The sequence below is a fragment of the Xylophilus sp. genome (genome assembly GCA_009914555.1).
GTDB lineage: Bacteria > Pseudomonadota > Gammaproteobacteria > Burkholderiales > Burkholderiaceae_C > WNDY01.
Genome location: WNDY01000064.1, coordinates 1 through 21,493, shown reverse-complemented (window position 1 = coordinate 21,493; position 21,493 = coordinate 1). Strand labels below are relative to the sequence as shown.

The 21,493-nt window shown below is 69.4% G+C and carries 23 protein-coding genes and 4 pseudogenes; 15 read left to right on the top strand and 12 right to left on the bottom strand.

The window, feature by feature from the left end; genetic code table 11:
• The 7 genes and pseudogenes from GAK38_RS20190 to GAK38_RS24010 all read left to right on the top strand — a co-directional run.
• Positions 1 to 1,103 (top strand): annotated as a pseudogene (locus tag GAK38_RS20190) (DNA polymerase I); the annotation flags it as partial.
• Between the two features lie 87 nt (positions 1,104 to 1,190).
• Positions 1,191 to 1,529: a VRR-NUC domain-containing protein gene (locus GAK38_RS20185; RefSeq protein ID WP_325346737.1), complete on the top strand. Its 339-nt coding sequence runs from the start codon at positions 1,191 to 1,193 to the stop codon at positions 1,527 to 1,529.
• The gene (locus GAK38_RS20180; RefSeq protein WP_325346736.1) at positions 1,526 to 2,029 is read left to right on the top strand and encodes a class I SAM-dependent methyltransferase; all 504 of its coding nucleotides are present in this window, start codon (positions 1,526 to 1,528) and stop codon (positions 2,027 to 2,029) included. Before GAK38_RS20185 ends, GAK38_RS20180 begins: the two co-directional genes overlap by 4 nt.
• Positions 2,026 to 2,241, top strand: coding sequence for a hypothetical protein (locus GAK38_RS20175; protein WP_325346735.1), 216 nt, complete (start codon positions 2,026 to 2,028; stop codon positions 2,239 to 2,241). The genes GAK38_RS20180 and GAK38_RS20175 overlap by 4 nt, the downstream gene beginning before the upstream one ends.
• On the top strand, positions 2,241 to 3,674 hold the full coding sequence (locus GAK38_RS20170; RefSeq protein ID WP_325346734.1) for a DEAD/DEAH box helicase: 1,434 nt from the start codon (positions 2,241 to 2,243) through the stop codon (positions 3,672 to 3,674). Before GAK38_RS20175 ends, GAK38_RS20170 begins: the two co-directional genes overlap by 1 nt.
• Positions 3,667 to 4,146 carry a DUF3310 domain-containing protein gene (locus tag GAK38_RS20165; protein ID WP_325346733.1) on the top strand — a complete coding sequence of 160 codons (480 nt, stop codon included), beginning with the start codon at positions 3,667 to 3,669 and terminating at the stop codon, positions 4,144 to 4,146. Before GAK38_RS20170 ends, GAK38_RS20165 begins: the two co-directional genes overlap by 8 nt.
• A gap of 62 nt (positions 4,147 to 4,208) precedes the next feature.
• Positions 4,209 to 5,018 (top strand): annotated as a pseudogene (locus GAK38_RS24010) (recombinase family protein); the annotation flags it as partial.
• A gap of 108 nt (positions 5,019 to 5,126) precedes the next feature.
• Here the strand turns inward: GAK38_RS24010 and GAK38_RS20155 are convergent.
• Complete coding sequence (locus tag GAK38_RS20155; RefSeq protein ID WP_325346731.1) at positions 5,127 to 5,654, bottom strand: hypothetical protein; 528 nt, start codon at positions 5,652 to 5,654, stop codon at positions 5,127 to 5,129.
• Positions 5,655 to 5,956: 302 nt separating this feature from the next.
• Between GAK38_RS20155 and GAK38_RS20150 the strand changes: the two genes are divergently transcribed.
• The 4 genes and pseudogenes from GAK38_RS20150 (at position 5,957) to GAK38_RS20135 (ending at position 9,235) form a co-directional block, all read left to right on the top strand.
• Entirely contained in the window at positions 5,957 to 6,484 is a 528-nt protein-coding gene (locus GAK38_RS20150; protein ID WP_325346730.1) for a GNAT family N-acetyltransferase, read from the top strand.
• 107 nt (positions 6,485 to 6,591) lie between these two features.
• Positions 6,592 to 7,526 (top strand): annotated as a pseudogene (gene ppk2 / locus GAK38_RS20145) (polyphosphate kinase 2).
• Between the two features lie 194 nt (positions 7,527 to 7,720).
• Positions 7,721 to 7,936, top strand: coding sequence for a hypothetical protein (locus GAK38_RS20140; RefSeq protein ID WP_325346729.1), 216 nt, complete (start codon positions 7,721 to 7,723; stop codon positions 7,934 to 7,936).
• Between the two features lie 111 nt (positions 7,937 to 8,047).
• A complete protein-coding gene (locus GAK38_RS20135; protein ID WP_325346728.1) occupies positions 8,048 to 9,235 on the top strand; it encodes a class I SAM-dependent methyltransferase in 1,188 nt (395 codons plus the stop codon).
• Here the strand turns inward: GAK38_RS20135 and GAK38_RS20130 are convergent, their stop codons facing one another.
• Entirely contained in the window at positions 9,236 to 9,640 is a 405-nt protein-coding gene (locus GAK38_RS20130; RefSeq protein WP_325346739.1) for a phage holin family protein, read from the bottom strand.
• Positions 9,641 to 9,755: 115 nt separating this feature from the next.
• On the opposite strand from GAK38_RS20130, the gene GAK38_RS20125 reads away from it, so the two are divergent.
• Both GAK38_RS20125 and GAK38_RS20120 read left to right on the top strand, forming a co-directional pair.
• Complete coding sequence (locus GAK38_RS20125; protein ID WP_325346727.1) at positions 9,756 to 10,601, top strand: plasmid replication/partition related protein; 846 nt, start codon at positions 9,756 to 9,758, stop codon at positions 10,599 to 10,601.
• A gap of 277 nt (positions 10,602 to 10,878) precedes the next feature.
• Positions 10,879 to 11,733, top strand: a complete 855-nt coding sequence (locus GAK38_RS20120) for an aldo/keto reductase (RefSeq protein WP_325346726.1) — start codon at positions 10,879 to 10,881, stop codon at positions 11,731 to 11,733.
• Between the two features lie 84 nt (positions 11,734 to 11,817).
• Here GAK38_RS20120 and GAK38_RS20115 read toward each other — a convergent pair.
• The 4 genes and pseudogenes from GAK38_RS20115 to GAK38_RS20100 form a co-directional block, all read right to left on the bottom strand.
• Positions 11,818 to 12,129 (bottom strand): annotated as a pseudogene (locus GAK38_RS20115) (SDR family oxidoreductase); the annotation flags it as partial.
• Entirely contained in the window at positions 12,078 to 12,386 is a 309-nt protein-coding gene (locus tag GAK38_RS20110) for a tripartite tricarboxylate transporter substrate-binding protein (protein WP_325346738.1), read from the bottom strand. The pseudogene GAK38_RS20115 and the gene GAK38_RS20110, both read right to left, overlap by 52 nt.
• A gap of 316 nt (positions 12,387 to 12,702) precedes the next feature.
• Positions 12,703 to 13,992 (bottom strand): MFS transporter, encoded by a 1,290-nt coding sequence (locus tag GAK38_RS20105; RefSeq protein WP_325346725.1) that lies wholly within the window; start codon positions 13,990 to 13,992, stop codon positions 12,703 to 12,705.
• A 38-nt stretch (positions 13,993 to 14,030) separates the two neighbouring features.
• Positions 14,031 to 14,531, bottom strand: coding sequence for a gluconokinase (locus GAK38_RS20100; protein WP_325346724.1), 501 nt, complete (start codon positions 14,529 to 14,531; stop codon positions 14,031 to 14,033).
• Between the two features lie 153 nt (positions 14,532 to 14,684).
• On the opposite strand from GAK38_RS20100, the gene GAK38_RS20095 reads away from it, so the two are divergent.
• A complete protein-coding gene (locus tag GAK38_RS20095) occupies positions 14,685 to 15,716 on the top strand; it encodes a LacI family DNA-binding transcriptional regulator (protein WP_325346723.1) in 1,032 nt (343 codons plus the stop codon).
• 18 nt (positions 15,717 to 15,734) lie between these two features.
• Here GAK38_RS20095 and GAK38_RS20090 read toward each other — a convergent pair whose 3' ends face one another.
• The 6 genes from GAK38_RS20090 to GAK38_RS20065 are packed head-to-tail and all read right to left on the bottom strand — an operon-like array spanning position 15,735 to position 20,460.
• Positions 15,735 to 16,532: an HpcH/HpaI aldolase family protein gene (locus GAK38_RS20090; RefSeq protein WP_325346722.1), complete on the bottom strand. Its 798-nt coding sequence runs from the start codon at positions 16,530 to 16,532 to the stop codon at positions 15,735 to 15,737.
• Positions 16,525 to 16,842, bottom strand: coding sequence for an NIPSNAP family protein (locus GAK38_RS20085; protein WP_325346721.1), 318 nt, complete (start codon positions 16,840 to 16,842; stop codon positions 16,525 to 16,527). The genes GAK38_RS20090 and GAK38_RS20085 overlap by 8 nt, the downstream gene beginning before the upstream one ends.
• 13 nt (positions 16,843 to 16,855) lie before the next feature.
• Entirely contained in the window at positions 16,856 to 17,812 is a 957-nt protein-coding gene (locus GAK38_RS20080) for a 2-hydroxyacid dehydrogenase (RefSeq protein WP_325346720.1), read from the bottom strand.
• Positions 17,809 to 18,771: a Bug family tripartite tricarboxylate transporter substrate binding protein gene (locus GAK38_RS20075; protein WP_325346719.1), complete on the bottom strand. Its 963-nt coding sequence runs from the start codon at positions 18,769 to 18,771 to the stop codon at positions 17,809 to 17,811. The genes GAK38_RS20080 and GAK38_RS20075 overlap by 4 nt, the downstream gene beginning before the upstream one ends.
• Positions 18,772 to 18,805: 34 nt before the next feature.
• Positions 18,806 to 19,702 carry an SMP-30/gluconolactonase/LRE family protein gene (locus tag GAK38_RS20070; protein WP_325346718.1) on the bottom strand — a complete coding sequence of 299 codons (897 nt, stop codon included), beginning with the start codon at positions 19,700 to 19,702 and terminating at the stop codon, positions 18,806 to 18,808.
• A 29-nt stretch (positions 19,703 to 19,731) separates the two neighbouring features.
• Positions 19,732 to 20,460 (bottom strand): RraA family protein, encoded by a 729-nt coding sequence (locus tag GAK38_RS20065; protein ID WP_325346717.1) that lies wholly within the window; start codon positions 20,458 to 20,460, stop codon positions 19,732 to 19,734.
• A 93-nt stretch (positions 20,461 to 20,553) separates the two neighbouring features.
• Between GAK38_RS20065 and GAK38_RS20060 the strand changes: the two genes are divergently transcribed.
• Positions 20,554 to 21,345: an IclR family transcriptional regulator gene (locus GAK38_RS20060; protein ID WP_325346716.1), complete on the top strand. Its 792-nt coding sequence runs from the start codon at positions 20,554 to 20,556 to the stop codon at positions 21,343 to 21,345.
• The last annotated feature ends 148 nt before the right edge of the window (positions 21,346 to 21,493 follow it).

Genomic DNA, 21,493 nt, shown 5'->3' with positions numbered 1-21,493 from the left:
TGCTGTTCGGCAACGTGATGGAATTGACCAGCAGCGCCATCCGGGGCTGCATCGTCGCACCGGCCGGCCGCAAGCTGGTCGTGGCCGACCTGTCGAACATCGAAGGCCGGATGATTGCCTGGCTGGCTGGCGAGAAATGGAAGCTGCAAGCATTCCGCGAATTTGACACCTGCCTGGGCGCGGACGGGCAATGGTACGACGGCGTGGCCCTGCGCGACGCCGCGCTTGCCGGCCGGCCTGTGGCCCTGGAACGCAACGCCAAGGGCGACCCCATCCGGCGCGGCCCCGACCTGTACAAGCTGGCCTACGCCAAGGCGTTCGCCATCAGCATTGACAGTATCGAAGATTTCCAGCGCCAGATTGGCAAGGTCATGGAACTGATGCTGGGGTACGAAGGCGGCGTCGGCGCGTTCTTGACCGGCGCGGCCACCTACGGCATCGACCTGGACGCGATGGCCGAAGCCGCGCTGCCCAGCATTCCCGCCGACGTGATGGGTGAAGCCGAACGCTACCTGACCGCGCGCAGCAAGCGCCACGACGGCAGCTTCGGCCTGGCGCCCAGGACGTTCATGGTTTGCGATGCCCTGAAACGCCTGTGGCGCCGCGCGCACCCCGCCGTATCTGCCTTCTGGCCGGCGCTGGCCCAGGCCGCCATGATGGCCGTCATCCACGAAGGCGCCGTGCAGCACGTCCGGGGTATCCGCTTGCAGCGCAAGGGTTCGTGGCTGCGCATCCAACTACCTTCCGGCCGCCTGTTGTGCTACCCGCTGCCGGAAGTCGATACCGCCGGCAAGCTGTCGTACATGGGCGTGAATCAGTACAGCCGCAAGTGGGCGCGCTTGAAGACCTACGGCGGCAAGCTGTCGGAAAACATCACCCAGGCCGCCGCGCGCGACGTGTTGGCCGCCAGTATGCCGGCCGTCGAAGCCGCCGGCTATCAAATCGTGCTGACCGTCCACGACGAAATCCTGACGGAAGCCCCCGACCGCCCCGAATTCAACGCCGGCCACCTGGCCGGGCTGATGGCGACGAACCCCACCTGGGCCGACGGCCTGCCGCTGTCGGCGGCCGGCTTTGAAGCCCATCGTTATAGGAAAGGCTGACCATGATGCTTCTTCGCTTCTACAAGTTCTATCGCAGCTACGGCTTTTGCTGCTGGCAATCCCTGCGTGCGGCTTGGGGGAAATGCCGTGCGTGAATCCCAAGTCGAAGCCTACCTGGTCGAGCGCGTCAAGGCGCTGGGCGGCGAAGTGCGCAAGGTGCGCTGGATTGGCCGCAACGGCGCCCCCGACCGGCTGGTGATGCTGCCGGAAAAGGTGGTGCCCAAGTGGGACGGCGTATCGCGCCCCGGCGCAATTTGCGTCGCCGAAGAATGGCGGCGGCCACCGCGCACCATTTGGGTCGAACTGAAAGCCCCCGGCGAACGGCCCAAGCCCCACCAGCAGCGGGAACACGACCGGATGCGCCGCATGGGTCAGGTCGTGGTTGTGGTCGATTCGTTCGAAGCCGTGGATGGGGTGCTGGAATGAAGGTACTTGACCCGTGTTGCGGTAGCCGCATGTTTTGGTTCGACCGCCAGCATCCCGACGTGGTGTACGGCGACTGCCGCCACGAAACCATCACCGTCACCGACCGTTCACACGGCCAGGCCGACGGCCAACGCACCCTGCGCATTGAACCGGACGTGCTGCTGGACTTCCGCTCGCTGCCGTACCCGGATGGCGCGTTCAAACTGGTGGTGTTCGATCCGCCGCACCTGGTACGCGCCGGCCCCCGAAGCTGGCTTGCGGCCAAGTACGGCAAGCTGTCCGACAACTGGCGCGACGACCTGCGCGCCGGCTTCACCGAATGCTTCCGCGTGCTGGCCGCCGACGGCGTGCTGGTCTTCAAGTGGAACGAAACCCAAGTCAAGGTGCGCGATGTGCTGGCCCTGGCGCCCGTGCCGCCGCTGTTCGGCCATCCGACCGGGCGCCAGGGTTTGACGCATTGGCTGGTGTTCATGAAGCCGGAAGAACGGGGGGGGCGATGATGTTTGAAGGCATCCATATCCAGGCGCTGACGCGCACGAATCCCGAAGGCTTCGTGCTGCTGGAAATCAACGTCCTGCCCCTGCCGAACGACCCCGCGCTGCTGGCGGAACTGTACGCGGCCGCGCGCGACGCGCTGGTGGCTGTCCTGGAACAACACGAAATCGTCGATGGCGCGCCCATCGACTTGACCACCAACGGGGTCAAGCATTGATGGAACGCCGCGACTTCGCCCCCCGGCCGTACCAGGGCATCATCATCGACCACATCCTGAACACGCCGCGCTGCGCGGTGTGGGCCGGCATGGGCATGGGCAAGACCGTTTCCACGCTGACCGCCGTGGACGCGCTGGAACTGGTCGAACCCGGCCCCACGCTGGTCACGGCACCGCTGCGCGTGGCACAAAGCACCTGGCCGAATGAAGTCGAGAAGTGGCGGCACCTGCGCAACGTGGAAGTAACGCCCATCGTCGGCACCGCCGCCGCCCGGCGCAAGGCGCTGGCCCGCGCGTTCAGCTTTTCGGGCAGCGTCTTCACGGTGAATTACGAGAATATCCCGTGGTTGGTGGAAACCCTGGCCGACCTGCGCAAGCCTTGGCCGTTCGCCAAAATCGTCCCCGACGAAGCCACGCGGGTCAAATCCTTTCGCATCCGCCAGGGCGGCAAACGCGCCGCCGCGCTGGGCCGCGTGGCCCACCTGCCGCAGGTGCGCCACTTCATCGAACTGACCGGCACGCCCAGCCCGAACGGCCTAAAAGCCCTGTGGGGCCAGGCATGGTTCCTTGACCGGGGGCAGCGCCTGGGCCGCACCTTCGAAGCCTTCAAGTCGCGGTGGTTCCAGACGGTGCAGGTCGGTGCCGACCCGCACGCCCTTGACCTGGTGCCCCTGGCGCACGCCCAGCGGGAAATCGAAGACCTGCTGCGCGACCTGTGCATTTCCCTTGACCCGGCTGATTGGTTCGACCTGCGCAAGCCCATCAACGTGCCGGTGTACGTCGATTTGCCCGGCCGGGCGCGCGACTTGTACCGCGACATGGAGCGGGAAATGTTCATGCAGTTGGACGGCCACGACGTGGAAGCGTTCAACGCGGCGGCGCGCACCATCAAATGCTTGCAGCTTGCCAACGGCGCGGCGTTCACCACCGACGACCAGGGCGATGACCGCCCGTGGGCCGAAGTCCACGACCTGAAATTGCAAGCCCTGGAATCCATCGTCGAAGAATTGGGCGGCGCGCCGCTGCTGGTCGCCTACCACTTCAAGCCTGACCTGGTGCGGTTGCGCAAAGCCTTCCCGCGCGGCCGGCATCTGGACACCGACCCGCAAACCCTGCGCGATTTCAAGGCCGGGCGAATCCCCATGTTGTTCGCCCACCCCGACAGCGCCGGCCACGGCCTTGACGGGATGCAGGACGTTTGCAACGCCGTGGCGTTCTTCGGCCACTGGTGGAACCTGGAAAGCCGCCAGCAAATCATCGAACGGGTCGGCGCCGTGCGCCAGGCCCAGGCCGGCCATGACCGGCCCACCTACATCTACGACATCATCGCGCGCGGCACGGTGGACGAACTGGTTATCGCCCGGCACGCCACCAAGCGCACGGTGCAAGACCTGCTGTTAGAAGCCATGAAGAAAGGAACCTGCAATGCGTAATCTACCTGAACGTGATCCGTCGAAGCCTGCCGAAAACCAAGGCTTGTTTCACAAGTTCGAAGTGCGCCGGGTGGATGGGTCGGATGCCCCCGGTGGCAAGCACCACGGTTGCGTCTATTTCGTCCTGGACATCGACCACGACCCCTACGCCGTCCCGGCGGTGCTGGCTTACGCCGACGCCTGCGAAGCCACGCACCCCTTGCTTGCCGAAAACCTGCGCGCCCAACACGGCGGCCGGGTTCCTGCGCCACCCCGCGCGCTGGCGCGCCAGGAAGGCGGCGGGCACTACAAGGACATGGCGATTCAGCCCGTGGAATACATCCACAAGAACGGGCTGGGCTATTTCGAAGGCAACGTGGTGAAGTACATCAGCCGCTGGCGCAAGAAGGGCGGCGCCGAAGATTTGAAGAAGGCCCGGCACTACATCGACCTGCTGCTTGAACTGGAAAGCGGCCGCGCCAACATGGGGTGATTTATGATACTGACCCCGGCACACCGCCTTTTAATCCGCCATCTACTAGAAAAATCATTCCAATGCGTACAGCGTTCTATGGCCGATTCTCCACCGACAGGCAACGAGAAACCAGCATCGCCGACCAGGAAAGGGTCTGCGCCGCGCGTGCAGCTTCGCTTGGTACAGCCATCCAAATCCGACACAGCGACGAAGGCGTAAGCGGTAGCACGCCCGTCGCACTGCGCGCCGGGGGCAAAGCCCTGTTGGCCGACGCGCTGGCCGGCCGCTTCGACCTGCTGCTGGTCGAAGGGCTTGACCGCCTATCGCGCGACATGGTGGAGCAAGAACAGGTTATCCGGCGCCTGGAACATCGCGGCATCCGCATCGTCGGCGTGGCCGATGGCTACGATTCAGCATCCAAAACCCGCAAGCTGCACCGGGGGATGCGCGGAATCATCAACGAAGTCTATCTGGACGACCTGCGCGAGAAAACGCACCGGGGCTTGGCCGGCCAGGTCAGCCGGGGGATGCACGCGGGCGGCCTGTCCTACGGCTACCGCACGGTTGCCGTCGATGGTGGCCACCAGTTGGCGGTCAACGAAGAACAGGCCGAATGGGTGCGCTGGATTTTCGCGCGCTATGGTGAAGGCTGGTCGTGCCAGCGCATCGCGCACGAATTGAACCGCCTGGGCGTGCCCAGCCTGCGCGGCGGCACCTGGGCGGTGTCGGCCATCTACGGCAACCCGGCGCGCCTGGCCGGCGTGCTGAACAACGAACTGTACGTGGGCCGCTACGTGTGGAACCGCAGCCAGTGGGTGAAAGACCCCGATACCGGCCGGCGCACGCGCATCGACCGCCCCCGCGATGAATGGTCAGTCACCGACATGCCGCACCTGCGCATCGTGGCGGATGACGTTTGGGCGGCCGCCCGCGCCCGGATGGCGCGCCGGGAAGTCAAGCAGCAGGGTGGCAAGAAACCCACCCTGTTCGGCGGCATCCTACGATGTCAGCATTGCGGCGGCCCGGTGGTGGCCGTGTCGAAGTACCAGTACGGATGCGCGGCCCGGAAAGACCGGGGCACCTGTCCCGGCGTGCTGGCGCCGCGTGGCGATACCGATGCGCGCCTGGTCGAAATCATCCGGGGCGACCTGCTGACCCCGGAAGCCCTGACCGACATGCAGCGCCAGGCCCAGGAAATCGCCAAGACCCAGCGCAAGGAAGCCCGGCAGCAGGCCCAGCAGGTCGGCCACCGCGCCGTCGAACTGCAGGCCGAAATCGGGCGCCTGACCGACGCCTTGGCGAAAATGGGTTATTCTGATGCCATTGGCGCGCGCTTGCGCGCCGCCGAAGCGGAACTGGCTGGGCTGCAAGCCCCGCCGCCTGAACCGCCCCAGGAAGCCGAATTGCAAGCCGCCGTGGAGAACTACCGGCGGATGCTGGAAAACCTGGACACCGCCCTGCAAGACGATACCGAAGTAGCCCGCGAAATCCTGCGCGAACTGCTGGGCGCGCCCGTGGTGGGCCAAGACGACGCTGGTTTGCCCTGGGTAGAAATAGAAACGCCCCCGCTGGCGTTGGCCGTTGGGGGCGTAGATACGTTTGGTTGCGCGGGCCCGCGGCCAGCAGAGTTTCGCCGGGCGCGGCGGGAAAGGTCCAGCCCGCGGGTTCGACCCGCACGCAGTGACCGGACCCAGGGATTGCCAGGGTGGCGGATGTCATCGCAACAGTGTAAGCCGTGTCTCCTGGACACTTGGCGAATTCGCACGTTCGGGCGAGAATCGCAGACTTTCCAAAAAATAGCATCCGACCGGTTTCCGTCTCGCGTTTCATGTCTACAGCCACAACCATTCAGGTTCGCCCCGCCACCCTCCGCGACGCCAAGGCCATCGCCCAGATCCACACCGCATCCGCACAGGCCGCCTACAAGGGCATCGTCCCGGACGAAAGCTTCCGCCCCTCCACCGTCGAGAAGCGCCAGGCCTACTGGCGCGAAGCCATCGAGTACTGCGAGCCGCAGGTGCATGTGGCCATCGACCAGGACAAGATCGTCGGCTTCGTTGGCTTCGACCGTTCGCGCGACGAGAAGTCCCGCCCCACGACCGGAGAAATCTGGGCCATCTACGCCGCCCCCACGCATTGGGACCAGGGCGTGGGCCTCGCGCTCTGGGACGCCGCCCGCGACGGCCTCTCGGAAGAAGGCTGCACCAGCGTGACGGCCTGGGTGCCGCTGAAGAACGAGCGCGCCCTGCGCTTCCATGAACTCGCCGGCTTCAAGCGCGAGATGAACACCGCCAAGACCGCCATCGTCGGCGGCGTCAAGGTCGAGGAAGTGCGCCTCGCCCGCCCGCTTGCCTGAATGCGGCCGCAGGTCCTCCTGCAGGATCTGCCGGCAGCGGCTGTCACGGCGCCGACACATCTGTAAGGCACCCTCGCCGGCGTAGAGACGACGCTCCGAAGGCTGCCATGACGTTCCGCGAACCCCACCCCGCCGCTGGTCACCAGCTGGACCCCGAACCCATCGCGCGCCTGCGCGAGGATGTGCTCGACGGGCTCGACGAAGAGTTCGAGATGGAGCTGGAGGACGCGCTGTTCGACGGCGACGGCACCGTGCGTTCCGACGCCAGCCGCGAGGCGCGCCGCGCCTACTTCCGCGCGCTGTTTCGCCTGCAGGGCGAACTGGTCAAGCTCCAGGACTGGGTCGTGGCCTCGGGCCACCGCCTGGTCGTGCTGTTCGAGGGCCGCGAGCGGCCGGCAAGGGCGGGGCAATCAAGCGCATCACCCAGCGCCTGAACCCCCGCGTCTGCCGCGTCGCCGCGCTGCCCGCGCCCAACGACCGCGAGCGCACCCAGTGGTACTTCCAGCGCTATGTCGCCCACCTGCCGGCGGCCGGCGAGATCGTGCTGTTCGACCGCAGCTGGTACAACCGCGCCGGCGTCGAGCACGTGATGGGCTTTTGCAGCGACGCGGAATATGAGGAGTTCTTCCGCTCCGTGCCGGAGTTCGAGAAGATGCTGGTGCGCAGCGGGATCCAACTGGTCAAATACTGGTTCTCCATCACCGACGACGAGCAGCACCTGCGCTTCACCAGCCGCATCCACGACCCGCTCAAGCAGTGGAAGTTGAGCCCCATGGACCTGGAGAGCCGCCGCCGCTGGGAGGACTACACCCGCGCGAAGGAAACCATGCTTGAGCGCACCCATATTCCCGAGGCACCGTGGTGGGTCGTCCACGCGGTCGACAAGAAGAAGGCCCGCCTCAACTGCATCGACCATCTGCTGAGCCAGGTGCCCTATACGGAAGTGCAGCACAGCGAGGTCGTGCTGCCGGCGCGCGTGCGCAACCCGGACTACATCCGCCACCCGGTGCCGGCCGAGATGATCGTGCCCGAGCGCTACTGACCGGCTGCGCCCGCGGGCGCACGCAGCACGAGCCAGGGCCTCCTTCGGGAGGCCCTGGCTTTTTTCTCGTGTGGAAATTGATGGCTATAGACGTCAAGCCTAATTTTAAAAAAAGATCAAATACTTTTTGGTAATTTGTATATGATGGAGGCCGGCGCGCAACTTTGAACTTTCTGCGCTCCGAGGAGAGAACCATGACCGCACGTTCCCTGACGCTCCCGCATACCTTCACATCCGCCCAGGCCGCCGCGGCGCTGCTCGGTTCCGCCGCCGTGCTCGGCTGGATGCTCAACGCCGCCAAGCTCATGTCCACCGGCCTGCCGATGGTCCAGTGGGGTGCCAGCGAGGCCATCCGCATGGCTGGCGTTGTGGTCGCACCGCTCGGTGCGGTGGCCGGCTACCTGTTCTGAGCCAGCCGACCGGGGGGGCAGCCGCCCCCCTGTTGAATTCCGAGGCCGCTGCCGCGCGGGGCGGCCCTCTTCGGCGTGCTACAACGGGCAGCTTTCCCGTTTCTGCCCCGCATGTCGACCCCGACCTTTCCCTCTCCCTCCCTTGATCCCTCTGCGCAGCCCCGCGTCCGCTGGACCGAAACCGGCGTGCCGCATGAGGCCCGCTGGCGCAGCGAAGCCGCAGTCGCGCCCCCCGGTCGCGTGCAGGCGGTCGACGACGCGCTGACGGCCGACGCGGCCCACCGCCTCGCGAGCGAGGGCACGGCGCTCCTCTGGCGCGGGGACTTCCACAACGCCCGCCAGCTCCTCCAGGCCCTGGACCGCCGCGTGGTCCGCGGCCCGCGCCGCAGGAAGGCCGCGCCTGCGCTGTCCAGCCCCGCCGACGCCTTCCACCGGCACCGCGCCGCCCAGGGCGCCCGCGCGCGCCTGCTGGGTCGGCTGCTGGTGCCGCTCGACGGCGGCTACGCCATCCCGCTGCGGCGCGCGCCCGATGTGCGCGAAGCCTGCACCGAAGCCTGGGGACCGCCGGACGGCCAGCCCTCGCTGGTTGCGCTGCGCGAACTGCTGGGCCTGGTCGGCGCCCACGAATGGCGCCGCAAGGGCGTGGAGATCGCCGCACTCGGTGGCGAGCGCATCCATCCGCACTACGGCGTGTTCTCGCCGGTGCGCGGCGAATACCTCGACCTGGTGGCCCGCACGCCGCTGCCGCCCGCGGTCGTGAAAGGCACGGCCGTGGACATCGGCACCGGCACCGGCGTGCTGGCCGCACTCCTGGCGCGCCGCGGCGTGGCCAAGGTGGTCGCCACCGCTCTCGACCCGCGCGCGCTGGCCTGTGCGGCCGGGAATGTGCAGCGCCTGGGCCTTGGCGGGCAGGTCGAACTGCTTCAGGCCGACCTGTTCCCGCCCGGCCGTGCGGCGCTGGTCGTCTGCAACCCGCCCTGGCTGCCGGCGCGGCCCGCCGCCCCGGTCGAGCGGGCCGTCTATGACGAAGGCAGCCGCATGCTGCGCGGCTTTCTGGCGGGCCTGGCCGGCCATCTGGAGCCGCAGGGCGAGGGCTGGCTCATCGTGTCGGACCTCGCCGAGCACCTGGGCCTGCGCAGCCGCGACGAACTGCTCGGCTGGTTTGATGCCGCCGGTCTGCAGGTGCTGGGCCGCGAGGACATCCGCCCGCGCCACGCGAAGGCGGCCGACGCCACCGATCCGCTGCATGCGGCGCGTAGCCGCGAGGTCACCTCGCTCTGGCGTCTCGGCGCGAGGTAGTTACAGCCAGACGCCGCTGCCCGACGGCACCTGGATCGTCGTCGCCGGGTCGCGGCTGCCGGCCAGCATGCCGATGGCGATGCTCAGCAGCGAGATGAACACGCTCGCGAACAGGGCCGTCCAGAAGCCGGAGATGCGAAAGCCCCGCACCAGCCCCGCCACCAGCAGCAGCACCAGGGCATTGATGACCAGCAGGAAGAGCCCGAAGCTCAGCAGCGTCAGTGGCAGGGTCAGCAGGACCAGCAGCGGCTTGACGACCGCATTCGCAAAGCCCAGCAGCAGGGCCGACACGGCCAGCGCACCCGGGTTGTCGAAGCTCAGCCCGCGGAAGATGTGGCTGGCCGCCCAGAGGGCGAGGGCGGTGATGGCCCAGTGGAGCAGGAAGGCGGTGAAGTTGTCGAGCAGCATGGACGGGGCGGAGAGTGGGCGCGGCGGATCATACGGGCCGCCCGCCGCGGGGCGCGTACGATATCGCCCCTTTTCGCGCACCGCTTCCACCCCTTTTTCCGCATCCCGTCCCATGACCATCGTCGTCGACCCCGATCTCCAGGCTTACATCGACCCGCTCACCCCCGAAGAATGCGAATCGCTGGAGCGCAGCCTGCTGGCCGAAGGCTGCCGCGACGCGCTGGTGCTCTGGGGCGAGGTGCTGGTCGACGGCCACAACCGCTACCGGCTGTGCCAGAAGCACGGCCTGCCGTTCCAGACGGTGCAGAACCCGCGCTTCCGGTCGATCGAGGACGTGCACCTCTGGATGATCGACCAGCACCTCGGCCGGCGCAGCGTGTCGGACTTCCAGCGCGGCATCCTCGCGCTGCGCAGGCGCGAGATCGAGGCGGCCCGTCGCGCCGGGCCTGCCGCCGGCGAAGGTGCCGCCGCAGCGGCGGATGCGGCGCCGCCCTGGGAGGGCGAGGGCGAAGCGCCCGCGGCACCGACCACGCCGGCCGCCGCCACGCTCGCCAGCCGCGAGGCCATCGCCCGCGCGGCCCGCATCAGCAGCGCCCAGGTCGGCATGATCGAAAAGATCCGGCAGCGGGCCGCGCCCGAGGTCGTGGCTGCGGTGAAGGCCGGCACCCTCTCCATCAACGCCGCTGCGGCCGTGGCCACGCTGCCGGCCGAGGAGCAGGCCGCCGCCGCGGCCGGCGGCAAGGATGAACTCAGGCAGGCCGCCAAGCGGGTGCGCGAGGCCCGGCGCAAACCGCGCGCGCCCAAGGAAGAATCCGCCGGATCGGCGGCATCGGGCGACGAGGTCGGCGACACGGCCGCCGAACTGGTCATCCTGCGCCGGCGCGTGGCTGAACTCGCGGCCGAGAACGAGGCGCTGCGTGCCGAACTGGAACGGTTGCGCGGATGGTCCGGCGGCTGAACGCCCGAAGGCTGTCCTGTCGGCGCCCGCGAAGTTTCCCGGCAGATCAATCGCCCTGGCAATTGCGCAAACCAGTCCATGTGCAGCCGCAGCATCAGACCCCGGAAACTGGTTGGTGAGCCGGGGCAGCGCCGCCGCCTCGCGGTCGCGCTTGAACTGCTCGGACGTGTTGATCACCTCGCCCGTGCGCGTGTCGAACTCTTGGTCAAGTACGCCGCCTGAGATAAGGTGTGGACTGCCCGCATCGCCTTTTCCGAACCGACGGAGGATTTCTTTCATGGCCTTCCCGACCCTCACAGCCCACGGCGCCGCAATTCCGGTGCTGGGTTTCGGCGTGTTCCGCGTCTCCGGAGAAGAGGTCGAGCGCGTCGTGCCCGCTGCGCTCGCGGCCGGCTTCCGGCATTTCGACACGGCGCAGTTCTACCGCAACGAGGCGGCGCTCGGCCGCGCGCTGAAAGACAGCGGCGTGCCGCGCGAGGAACTGTTCATCACCACCAAGGTCTGGCCCGACAACTACGGCGCCGACCGCTTCGCCGTCTCGGTCGACGAGAGCCTGGAGAGGCTCCAGCTCGACCATGTCGACCTGCTGCTGCTGCACTGGCCCGGCGACCAGGTGCCGATCGCCGAGCAGATCGAGCAGCTCAACGCGGTGCAGCGCGCCGGCAGGACGCGCCACATCGGCGTGAGCAACCAGAACGCCGCGCAGCTGCGCGAATCGGTCGAGCGCAGCGCCGCGCCCATCGTCACCAACCAGATCGAACTGCACCCCTACCTCGACCAGCGCGCCATCCTGGCCGCAGCGAAGGAACTGGGCGTGGCCGTCACCGCCTACTTCGCGCTGGCCGACGGCAGGGTGCCGAACGATCCAGTGCTGCAGGAGATCGGCCGCGCCCATGGCAAAAGCGCCGCCCAGGTCGCGCTGCGCTGGGTGCTGGACCACGGCCACATCGCGCTGTCGAAGACGGCCCGGCCCGAGCGGGCCGCCGAGAACGCGGCGCTGTTCGACTTCCGGCTCTCGCCCGAGGAGATCGCCCGCATCGACGCGCTCGCGCGGCCCGGTGGCCGCATCGTCAACCCGCAGGGACTGGCGCCGGCGTGGGATGGAGAAAAAGATATACCCTCGGCAGGATAGCCTCATTGCGCCGGCGAAGAGCGCGCAATGGGGATCTGGCAGGGGGAGTATGTGCGTCCCTTGCGCCTCGCATCGTCGCTTCGACTACAGCGCTGCGGTCACGCCTCCATCCACATACAGGACATGGCCGTTGACGAAGTCGGATGCCGGGCTTGCCAGAAAGATCGCCGCGCCCGCAAGTTCCTGCACGTCGCCCCAGCGGCGCGATGGCGTCCGGCCTGCCAGCCACGCAGTGAAGGCCGGGTCGTCGACCAGGGCCTGGGTCAGCTCCGTCCTGAAGTAGCCGGGGCCGATGCCGTTGACTTGCAGGCCGTGCGGCCCCCAGTCGATCGCCATGCCCTTGGTCAGCATCTTCGCCGCGCCCTTGCTGGCTGCGTAGGGAGCGATGCCGGGGCGGGCCTGCTGCGCGCCTCTGCCAGCAGCGCGTCCACGTTCGTCCAACGTGCATCGGCCTTGACGGCGATCACTGCCGGCTCGGCGTTCAGCCCGGCGATGGGCACGAAGTCGTCGGAGGTGAACCTGGCCAGCTTCATGCCCGGGATGGTGGCCAGCTCGGAGATCAGCAGCGCGACCTTGTAGCCGTCCGGCTTGGCGCGCAGCACCTCGCCCAGGCCGATGACGCCGCTGGCGCCAGGACGGTTGATCACGATCATCGGCTGGGGCAGGCGCTTGTTCGCGCTGTCGGCGAACAGCCGGGCCATGACGTCGGTACCGCCGCCTGCCGAGGACGGCACCACCACCTCGATGGCCCGGGCCGGATAGGCGGGCTGCGCCTGCGCAGCGGCGGTCCCCAACAAGCCCCCCAGGGCGAGCGCGAGGCGCAGGATCCTTGTCAAGCGGGTCGCGGATTGCATGTCAGTCTCCAGGTTGCGGCGCCCCGCGGCTCGCTGCATGCCGAGCCGCGCCGATGCGCCTTCTTGTCGAATTTCGTCTCAGGAGCGCGCGGACCGGTCGGCCTCGCGCGGCTCGTCAATGCGGGTCCGGGATCGGCTCGATGCGCCCGAGCAGGAACACGAAGGCCACGATGCCGACCACGATGATCGCGCCGGCGAGCAGGAAGGCATTCACGAACGAGCCCGTGGCGCCGACGATGAAGCCGGTGGCGATCGGCGCTGCAGCGCCCATCAGGTTGTTGCCGAAGTTCATCAGCCCGCCCACGGTGCCGGTGCCGCCCTTGGGCGCGATCAGCGAGGGCAGCGACCAGCCCACCGGCGCAGCCGCGGCCAGCCCGCCCAGCGCGATCGAGATCCAGAAGATCGCCCAGGCCGGGTCGGTCGTCTGCGTGGCGCCGAACACCGCCAGGCCCAGCACCATGCCGCTCACGAGCACCGCCTTGCGCACCGTCGATTCGGCATGGCCCCGGGCGATCAGGTGGTCGATGAGCCAGCCGCCGACGAACAGGTCGGCCACGGTCGCCACCATCCACGGGATCGCGGCGAAGCCGGCCGATTTGATGATGCTCATGTGCATGGTCTGCACCAGGTAGCCCGGCAGCCAGGTCAGGAACAGGTAGAACGAATAGCCGTACGCCGCGAAGCCGATCGACAGGCCCCAGACCTTGCGCTGGCGCAGCAGGTAGCCGAGCATGCCGCCCGCGCCGCCGGGCGGTGCATCCTCGGGCGCGGCGCCGCCCTCGACGATATGGCGGCGCTCCAGCGGCGTGAGGCCCCGGTCCTGGCTCGGGTCGCGGTAGATCAGCAGGAACGCGATGAAGTAGGCGAAACTCATCGCCGCCGTCGCCGCGAAGCCCCAGCGCCAGCCGAGGCCGACCACGACGAAGGCCACGAGCGGCACGCCGATCACGTTGGAGAACTTGGCCGCCGCGTCGAACAGCGCGGTGGCGAAGCCGCGCTCGCCGCGCGGAAACCAGTAGCCGGTGGCCTTGGAACTCACCATGAAGCCCGGCGCCTCGGCCACGCCGAGCAGCATGCGCGCGGCGAAGATGCCGCCCCAGCCGCCGGCCAGCGCGGTGATGGTGGAGGCGATGCCCCAGCAGAACGCGCCCCAGCGGCCGATGCGCGTCGGGCCGTAGCGGTCCAGCAGCATGCCCGCGGGCACCTGCAGCAGCGCATACGACCAGAAGAACGCCGAGAGGAAGAAGCCGACCTGCTCGGGCGAGAGGTTGAATTCGGTACTGATCTGCGGCGCCGCGACCGAGAGGCTGATGCGGTCGAGGTAGTTCACCAGCACGCCGATGCCGAGCAGCGCGCCGATGCGCCAGCGCCGGTTCGGCACCTTCTGGCCGTCGAGGGTTGCCATGGATGTCTCCTGCAGTGAGAGGGGAAGAAGAAGGATGGTCAGCGCTGCGGCGCCCAGGCGAGGGCCTGGGCCACCAGCGCGTCGACCGGATCGGTCGCCTCCACCGCGAGCACGCCGGGCTCGCCGGTCGGGTCCTCGAGCGTGGCGAACTGGCTGTCCACCAGCGTGGTCGAGAAGAAGTGGGCCGCCGCGCGCGCCGCGACCCGGGCCTGGGCCTCGGCGCGGTCGATGCGCAGGAAGACGAAGCGCAGCTCGGGCACGGCCGCGCGCAGCACGTCGCGGTAGGCGCGCTTGAGGGCCGAGCAGGTCAGCACCGCGCCTTCGGGCCGCGCGGCCAGTTTGCGGCCCAGCGCGGCCAGCCAGCCGGCCCGGTCGTCATCGCCGAGCGGAACGCCGGCCTTCATCTTGGCGATGTTGCCCGGCGGGTGAAAATCGTCGCCTTCCACCAGCGGCAGGCCCGTGGCCTCGGCCAGCGCCGCGCCCAGACTCGACTTGCCGCATCCCGACACACCCATCACCACCCACCAGTACGCTGTCATGACCTGTTCCTGGATAACGCTACCATTTGCCGAGGGAAACAAAAAATCCAGATACCGCGCCATACACAGCTGGATCGATGGATTGGATAGCGCTATCCTACCCGAGATGGAAACGGCGGCTTCTGCGGGTTTCCCCGCGTTCGAGGTGGTGCGATGAGTGCTGCGGCCGGCCCCGCGCGCGGGCGCAGCAGCGGCCGCGTGACGCTGCAGCATGTGGCCGAGGCCGCAGGCGTGAGCTCGATCACCGTCTCGCGCGCGCTGCGCGGCGAGCGCGCCGTGGCGCCGGCGCTGGTCGAGCGCGTGCGCGAGGCCGCAGCCCGGCTCGGCTACGTGCCGGACCCGGCCGCGCGCGCGCTGGCCTCGGCGCGCGGCAGCCATGTGGCGGTGCTGATCCCGCTGCTGTCGAACACGCTGTTCGTGGACCTGGTCGAGGCGGTGCAGCGCACGCTGCGCCCGGCCGGCTACCAGACGCTGATCGGCGTGACCCACTACGACCCGCGCGAGGAGGAGCAACTGCTGCGCGAGCAGCTCGGCCACCGGCCCGCGGGCCTGCTCGTGACCGGCTTCGAGCGCAGCGAGGAGACGCGCCAGCTCATCGCCGCCAGCGGCGTGCCCTGTGTGCACCTGATGGAGCTCACGCGCGCCCCCGGCGTGCACTGCGTCGGATTCTCGCAGGAGGCCGCAGGCCAGGCGGTGGCCGGGCACCTGCTCGCGCGCGGCGCCCGGCGCATCGCCTTCGGCGGCGCCCAGCTCGATGCGCGGGTGCTCCAGCGCGCCGAGGGCTACCGCCGCGCGCTGCGCGCCGCGGGCTGCTGGGACCCGGCGCTCGAATGGCTGCACCCGGAGCCGTCGTCGGTGGCGCTCGGCGGCCGGATGTTCGAGCGCATCATGGCCTCGCCGCAGCCGCCCGAGGCGATCTTCTTCTGCCATGACGACCTAGCCCAGGGCGCGCTGCTGGCCGCGTTGCGCCTGGGCATCCGCGTGCCCGACGAGGTGGCCGTCGCCGGCTTCAACGACCTGCCGGCCAGCGACCAGATGGCGCCGCCGCTGACCACGTTGCGCACGCCGCGCGGCGAGATCGGCACGGCCGCGGCCGCGATGCTGCTGGCGCTGATGCGCGGCGAAGCGGTGGAGCAGCCGCAGGTGGAGCTGCCGTTCGAACTCGTGGTGCGGGGCAGCGGCTGAGGCGGGCGCCGGCAGCGCTCAGCTGCCCACGGACTGCCGGGCAGCGCGGGCGCCCGCCAGCAGGAACGCGAGATCGGTGCCGGTCGATACATACCGCACGTCCTGGCCGATCAGGCGCTGCAGCAGCTCCGTCCTGCCGGCGATGCCACCGGCTCCCACGTGCTTGCCGGCGGCACGGGCCGCGTCCAGCACGCGCGAGAACGCTGCGGCGATCGGTTCGTCGCCCGGCGGGCTGCCCAGGGACGCGCCGAGGTCCTGCGCGCCGACGAGCAGCATGTCCACGCCCTCAACGGCGGCGATCTCCGCCGCGCTGTCCAGCCCGGCGGCGGTCTCGGCCATGGCGGCGATGAATACCGAGCCGTCGAGTGCCTCGCAGGCCTGCGCCGTGTCGAAGCGCCGGTAGTGCAGCAGCGGCAGTTTGGTGGCCATCGAGCGCTGGCCGCGCGGCGGATAGCGGCAGCAGGCCACGGCCAGCCGCGCATCCGCGGCGCTCTCGATCTGCGGCGCGATGATGCCCATGGCCCCGGCGTCGAGTACCCGGCCGATGAGCGCCGCGTCGAGCGCCGGCACCCGCACCAGGGGCACGACGCCGGCCTCGCGCGCGACGGTGCACACCAGGGCCGTGCTCTCCAGGGACAGCACGCTGTGCTCCAGGTCCACGTACAGGCTGTCGAATCCGGCAGCAGCCGCGATGCGGCCGATTTCCGGGCCGCGCGACATGCGCACCGTCATGGAGGCGACGAGTTCGCCCCGGGCGAGCTTCTCCCGGAGCGGATTGCGCGCAAGCTGCGCCAGCGATGCCGCGGTCTCAGACATGGTCGGGATTGAATCGGGCGCCCACCATCACCTTCACCTCCTGCGCGGCGAAGGTGCCGCGGTTGCCGCGCTTGAAGGCATCCCACGCGGGGTCGGCCTCCATGGCCGCGCGGCGCCGCTCCCGGTCGGCCAGGCTGTCGTACACCCAGATGTGCACCACCTGGTTCAAGGGCCCGATCTCGCTGACGAAGAAGCCCAGCAGGCGGCCCAGGTGCCGCAGTTGGATCGGCAGGGCCTGGCGCTCGTAGCGCTCCAGGTAGTCCTCCATCCGGCCATGGTGGACGGTATAGGTGCGGTGTTCGAAGATCATGGGCGTGTGTGTCTCAGGCGGGCGGCGTCAGCACGCGGCCGGTGTCGAAGAAGGCCTGCAGGTTGTCCATCACCAGGTGCTCCATCGCAGCGCGCGTCTCGCGGGTGGACGCCGCGATATGGGGCAGCAGCACGACGCGCTCGTCGGCCAGCAGCGCCTCGGGCACCTGCGGCTCGTGCTCGAAGACATCCAGTCCGGCGCCTGCGATATGCCCCTGCGCGAGCGTGGCCGCCAGCGCGGCCTGGTCCACCACGCTGCCGCGCGAGATGTTCACCAGGATGCCCTCCGGACCCAGCGCGCGGAGCACTTCCGCTGCAACCAGATGGCGGGTCGCGGGACCGCCGCGGCAGGCCAGCACCAGAAAGTCGCTCCACGCCGCCAGCGCCCGGACATCGGGCTCGAAATCCCCGGCCACGCCCTCGTGCGCCTGCCGCCCCTGGTAGCGCACCTGCATGCCGAAGCCGTCGGCCCGGCGCGCGATGGCCGACCCGATGCGGCCGAGACCGACAATGCCCAGCCGCTTGCCCCACACGCGCGTGCCCAGGCCAAAGCTTCCCTTCGCCCAGGCGCCGGCCCGCACGAAGCGGTCGGCCGCGACGATCTGCCGGGCGGTGGAGACCAGCAGCCCGAAAGCCAGGTCGGCGACGCACTCGCTCAGCACGTCGGGCGTGGTGCTGACGGCGCAGCCGGCGCGCGCTGCGGCCGCCAGGTCGATGCCGTCGAAGCCGGTCCCGAAGCAGGCGAGCACGCCCGGCCCCAGGCAGTCGAAGACGGCCGCGTCGGCCCCGTGGCGGGACATGGTGACCGCGCCGTCGAAGCGGCCCCGCTGGTCCGCGAGAAAGGCGGCGCGGTCGGCCTGCGTCCACAGGGGCACGATCCGGTATGCGCGATGCAGGGCGGCCTCGAGCCCCGGCGGCAGCGGGCCGACCTGCAGCAGGCTGCGCTTGTGCGCGTTCACCGGCGCCGTCATTCCGTCTGGATGTTGGCCGCGCGCAGCCACGGTATCCAGCGGTTGAAGTCCGCATCGAGGCGCGCCTGGAAGGCGGCGCTGTTGCCGGGGTTGCTGAAGCCGGCCTCCGTCAGCCGCGCCGCGACCTCGGGCAGGTGCACCACCTTGTCCAAGGCCGCGGCCAGTTGCTGCCGGAATGCCGGCGCCACGCCCGCGGCCACCAGCACGCCATACCAGTTGGTCAGCTGCAGCGCCGGCATGCCGGCCGCTGCGGCGGTGGGCACGTCGGGCAGCAGCGGCGAGCGTCTGGTATCGAAGATGACGATCGGTTTGATGCGCCCGTCGATGATGTACGGCTTGAGCACCGGCACGTCGGCATTCACCAGGTCCACGTTGCCGGCGATCAGGTCGACCAGCGCCGGCGCCGCGCCGCGGTATGGAATGTGCACCATCTCCACCTTGGCGGTCCTCGCGTACAGCTCTGCGCCGACATGCATGGTGCCGCCCACGCCGGTGGAGCCGTAGTTGAGCTTTGCGGCCCGCGCCTTCGCCGTCAGCTCGGCCAGGTTGCTCACCCCCAGCGACGGACGCACGGCCAGCATGCTCTGGACTTCCCCCAGCAGGTATACCGGCGCGAGGTCCTTGCGCGCGTCGAACGGCAGGTGCGGCGTGGTGCCGGCGCTCAGCACCAGGCTCGATGTGCTCAGCAGGATGGTGTTGCCGTCGGGCGGCGCCTTGGCCACGAAATTGGCGCCGACCGTCCCGCCGGCGCCGCCGCGGTTGTCTACGATGACCGGTCTGCCCAGAACCTGGCCCAGGGGGGCCGAGACGATGCGTGCGATCTGGTCTGCCGGGCCGCCGGCGGCGAAGGGTACGACCATTTTGAGCGGCTCGGGGGCCGCCAGCGCAGGGGCACTGGCCCACGTCCAGGCGCAGGCGCAGGCCAGGATCGCGGTGCGCCGCAGGGTGGATGTATCCATGATGGCTGGTCTCCTGTGGGTGTCGAAGCGGGGCTCAGCCGCCAAAGCGCGGCTCCGGCAGCCCGCGCACGCCGACGTCCAGCGCCAGCAGCGCGCCGGCCAGCGGCTCGCGGGCCAGCTGCTGCGCAGTGAGCCGCTGCGAATGGCTGGTGATGTAGAGGGTGTCGAGGTCCGGCCCGCCGAAGGCCGGGCAGGTGGGATTGGTGACCGGCAGCTGGATGACGCGGTTCACGCTGCCGTCGGGCGCCAGGCGGACCAGCTGGCCGCTGGCCACCATGCAGTTCCAGAGATAGCCCTCGGTATCGACGGTGGCGCCGTCGGGGCGCCCGATCTGGTGGGTCCAGTCCTTGAAGACGCGGCGGTTGGCGATCGCGCCCTGCGCGATGTCGTAGTCGAAGGCCCAGATGATCTGGTTGTGGGTGTCGGCGAAGTACATGGTGCGGTCGTCGGGGCTCCAGCAGATCGCGTTGGGCAGCACGAACCCGTCGAGCATGGGCCGGAAGCTGCCGTCGGCGTCCACCCGGAAGAGGGTGCCGGTGGCGCTGCGGTCGGTGTCGTGCATGCTGCCCACCCAGAACCGGCCGCGCCTATCCGTCTTGCCGTCGTTGAGCCGCATGCCCGGCGCGCCGGCGATCGGGTCGGCGATGCGTTCGGGCGCGTGGCCGCTGTCGGGCTCGAAGGTGTAGAGGCCGGTGGCGGTGGCCAGCAGCAGGCCGCCCTGCTCGCGCAGCGCGATGGAGCCGCTGAGCATGTCGGAAGGCATGCGCAATGCGCGGAAGGCGCCGGTAGCCGGCTCGTAGGACTGGAGGGCCGGGCGCCGCACGTCGGTCCACCAGAGGCGGCCGGTGCGCCCGCACCAGAGCGGGACTTCGCCCAGGATGTCGGCGCCCTGTACCACGCAGCGCACCGGAACGTCTTTCTCGACCTGCATCGCAGTCTCCTTGCCCATCGGCGTTTGTGTCATTTGTATCGGGTGGCGGCCAGCGTCGCGAGGTCCACGCCGGCGGCGATGTCGGCTTTCTGGCGGCTGTCGCCAGCGGCTATCCGTTCGGCCTGCGCCAGCACGGCCTCGGCCTGGGCGAACGGAACGAACACCACGCCGGCCTCGTCGGCGAGGACCAGGTCTGCGGCATCGACGGACACGCCGGCGATGCGGACCCGGCCGTTGATCTCGACGGTTTCCAGGCGCCATTTGCCGGTGATCGGGGTGACGCCGCGCGACCAGATGGGAAAGCCGTGCCCGCGGGAGGCGTCCGGGTCGCGGAACGAGCCGTCGATCACCGCGCCGGCACAGCCCGCCCGGTGTGCCACGGTGGCCGACTGGCCGCCCATATTGGAGATGCCGGTGAGCCCTTCGATAACCACCACGTCGCCCGGCGCGGCCTGGTTGTAGGCCTCGTGCTCGCCCATCCGTCCGACGCCGGAGGCCGCGGCGAGCGTCGGTGACTCGCTGCGCTCGACGTTGCGCACCGTCACCGCCTGTCCCACCAAGCGTCTGCCGGGCAGGCTGGGCGCGAGCTGCGAGGCGGGCACGGCGCCGCGCAGTCCCAAGTGGTCCATGGCGTCGGACGCCGTGCCGGTCAGATCGTCGATCGCTGCGTAGCGGGCCAGCAGGTCCGCCGGCAGCCGGGGGAGTTCGGTGCGGCGGATGGCCTGCGCGGGCACCCTGCCGGTGAGTTGTCTCGTCATGGATTCTTCATGGCGGCACCGGCAACACCGCCGGCAGGCCGATGGTTGCTGGCATGCTAGGCTTTGGCAATATTCTCAAATGCTGGGATTTCGATGCCTGATGCGCCCGTCTCCACGGTCGTCCGCGCCTTTGCGGTACTGGACCTGTTCTCGCTGTCGACGCCGGTCGTGGGCGTGGAAGACGTGGTCCGCAGGCTGGGCTACAACCGCTCGACCGCGTATCGCTACATGCGGGAACTGGTGGAGGCGGGCCTCGTGACGCCCTGGGCGGGAGGCAACTACAGCCTCGGGGCCCGCATCATCGAGCTGGAGCGGCTGACCGCGCTGACCGACCCGCTCTACCGTGCCGGCCGGGAAACCATGGATGCGCAGCCGCATGGCAACTCGGCACTGCTGCTGCACAAGCTCTACAACGACAAGGTGCTGTGCATCTACAAGGCGGGACCGGACGTGCTGGAGCATGCCGGCGCGCGCATCACCATCCGGCGCGCGCGGGGCATCCCCTTTCCGCTGTACCAGGGAGCGGCTTCGCTGGTCATGCTGGCCTACCTCCCGCCCCACCAGATGCGGCAGACCTACCTGAGAGATGCCGCAGCCATCCGTTCGGCCGGGCTGGGCGGCGACTGGGAAGGCTGGCGTCGCACGCTCGTGGCGGTGCGCAAGGCCGGTTTCGCAGTGAGCGCGGGACAGATCACGCCCTCTGTCAGCGGGGTGGCGGTGCCCATCCTGGCCAGCGACGGGCGCAGGCTGCTGGGGAGCCTGGCGAGATGCTATCCATCGGCCACACTCCCCGCGTCGGACGAGGAGGCCTGCGCCCGGGAGCTGGCGGCGATCGCCCGATGCACCGCGGATCTGTACGACAGGATGGCCAAGCGCCGCGCGTAGGCCCGGCGCTATTCGGGCGCTATTCGATCACCGCGCCCGACTCCTTCACGATCGTGCGCCACTGCTGGTACTCGGTCTTCAGCAGCTCGGCGAACTGCTCGTTGGAGAGCGCCTGCGGCTCGGCGCCCTGGGCGACGACGGCGGCCTT

Bases quoted from the DNA above. Each gene is read 5' to 3' on its own strand.
- GAK38_RS20180 (WP_325346736.1), top strand. From the start codon at position 1,526: ATGAAGGTACTTGACCCGTGTTGCGGTAGCCGCATGTTTTGGTTCGAC.
- GAK38_RS20175 (WP_325346735.1), top strand. From the start codon at position 2,026: ATGATGTTTGAAGGCATCCATATCCAGGCGCTGACGCGCACGAATCCC.
- GAK38_RS20170 (WP_325346734.1), top strand. From the start codon at position 2,241: ATGGAACGCCGCGACTTCGCCCCCCGGCCGTACCAGGGCATCATCATC.
- GAK38_RS20165 (WP_325346733.1), top strand. From the start codon at position 3,667: ATGCGTAATCTACCTGAACGTGATCCGTCGAAGCCTGCCGAAAACCAA.
- GAK38_RS20150 (WP_325346730.1), top strand. From the start codon at position 5,957: ATGTCTACAGCCACAACCATTCAGGTTCGCCCCGCCACCCTCCGCGAC.
- GAK38_RS20140 (WP_325346729.1), top strand. From the start codon at position 7,721: ATGACCGCACGTTCCCTGACGCTCCCGCATACCTTCACATCCGCCCAG.
- GAK38_RS20135 (WP_325346728.1), top strand. From the start codon at position 8,048: ATGTCGACCCCGACCTTTCCCTCTCCCTCCCTTGATCCCTCTGCGCAG.
- GAK38_RS20125 (WP_325346727.1), top strand. From the start codon at position 9,756: ATGACCATCGTCGTCGACCCCGATCTCCAGGCTTACATCGACCCGCTC.
- GAK38_RS20120 (WP_325346726.1), top strand. From the start codon at position 10,879: ATGGCCTTCCCGACCCTCACAGCCCACGGCGCCGCAATTCCGGTGCTG.
- GAK38_RS20110 (WP_325346738.1), bottom strand. From the start codon at position 12,386: ATGATCGTGATCAACCGTCCTGGCGCCAGCGGCGTCATCGGCCTGGGC.
- GAK38_RS20105 (WP_325346725.1), bottom strand. From the start codon at position 13,992: ATGGCAACCCTCGACGGCCAGAAGGTGCCGAACCGGCGCTGGCGCATC.
- GAK38_RS20100 (WP_325346724.1), bottom strand. From the start codon at position 14,531: ATGACAGCGTACTGGTGGGTGGTGATGGGTGTGTCGGGATGCGGCAAG.
- GAK38_RS20095 (WP_325346723.1), top strand. From the start codon at position 14,685: ATGAGTGCTGCGGCCGGCCCCGCGCGCGGGCGCAGCAGCGGCCGCGTG.
- GAK38_RS20090 (WP_325346722.1), bottom strand. From the start codon at position 16,532: ATGTCTGAGACCGCGGCATCGCTGGCGCAGCTTGCGCGCAATCCGCTC.
- GAK38_RS20085 (WP_325346721.1), bottom strand. From the start codon at position 16,842: ATGATCTTCGAACACCGCACCTATACCGTCCACCATGGCCGGATGGAG.
- GAK38_RS20080 (WP_325346720.1), bottom strand. From the start codon at position 17,812: ATGACGGCGCCGGTGAACGCGCACAAGCGCAGCCTGCTGCAGGTCGGC.
- GAK38_RS20075 (WP_325346719.1), bottom strand. From the start codon at position 18,771: ATGGATACATCCACCCTGCGGCGCACCGCGATCCTGGCCTGCGCCTGC.
- GAK38_RS20070 (WP_325346718.1), bottom strand. From the start codon at position 19,702: ATGCAGGTCGAGAAAGACGTTCCGGTGCGCTGCGTGGTACAGGGCGCC.
- GAK38_RS20065 (WP_325346717.1), bottom strand. From the start codon at position 20,460: ATGACGAGACAACTCACCGGCAGGGTGCCCGCGCAGGCCATCCGCCGC.
- GAK38_RS20060 (WP_325346716.1), top strand. From the start codon at position 20,554: ATGCCTGATGCGCCCGTCTCCACGGTCGTCCGCGCCTTTGCGGTACTG.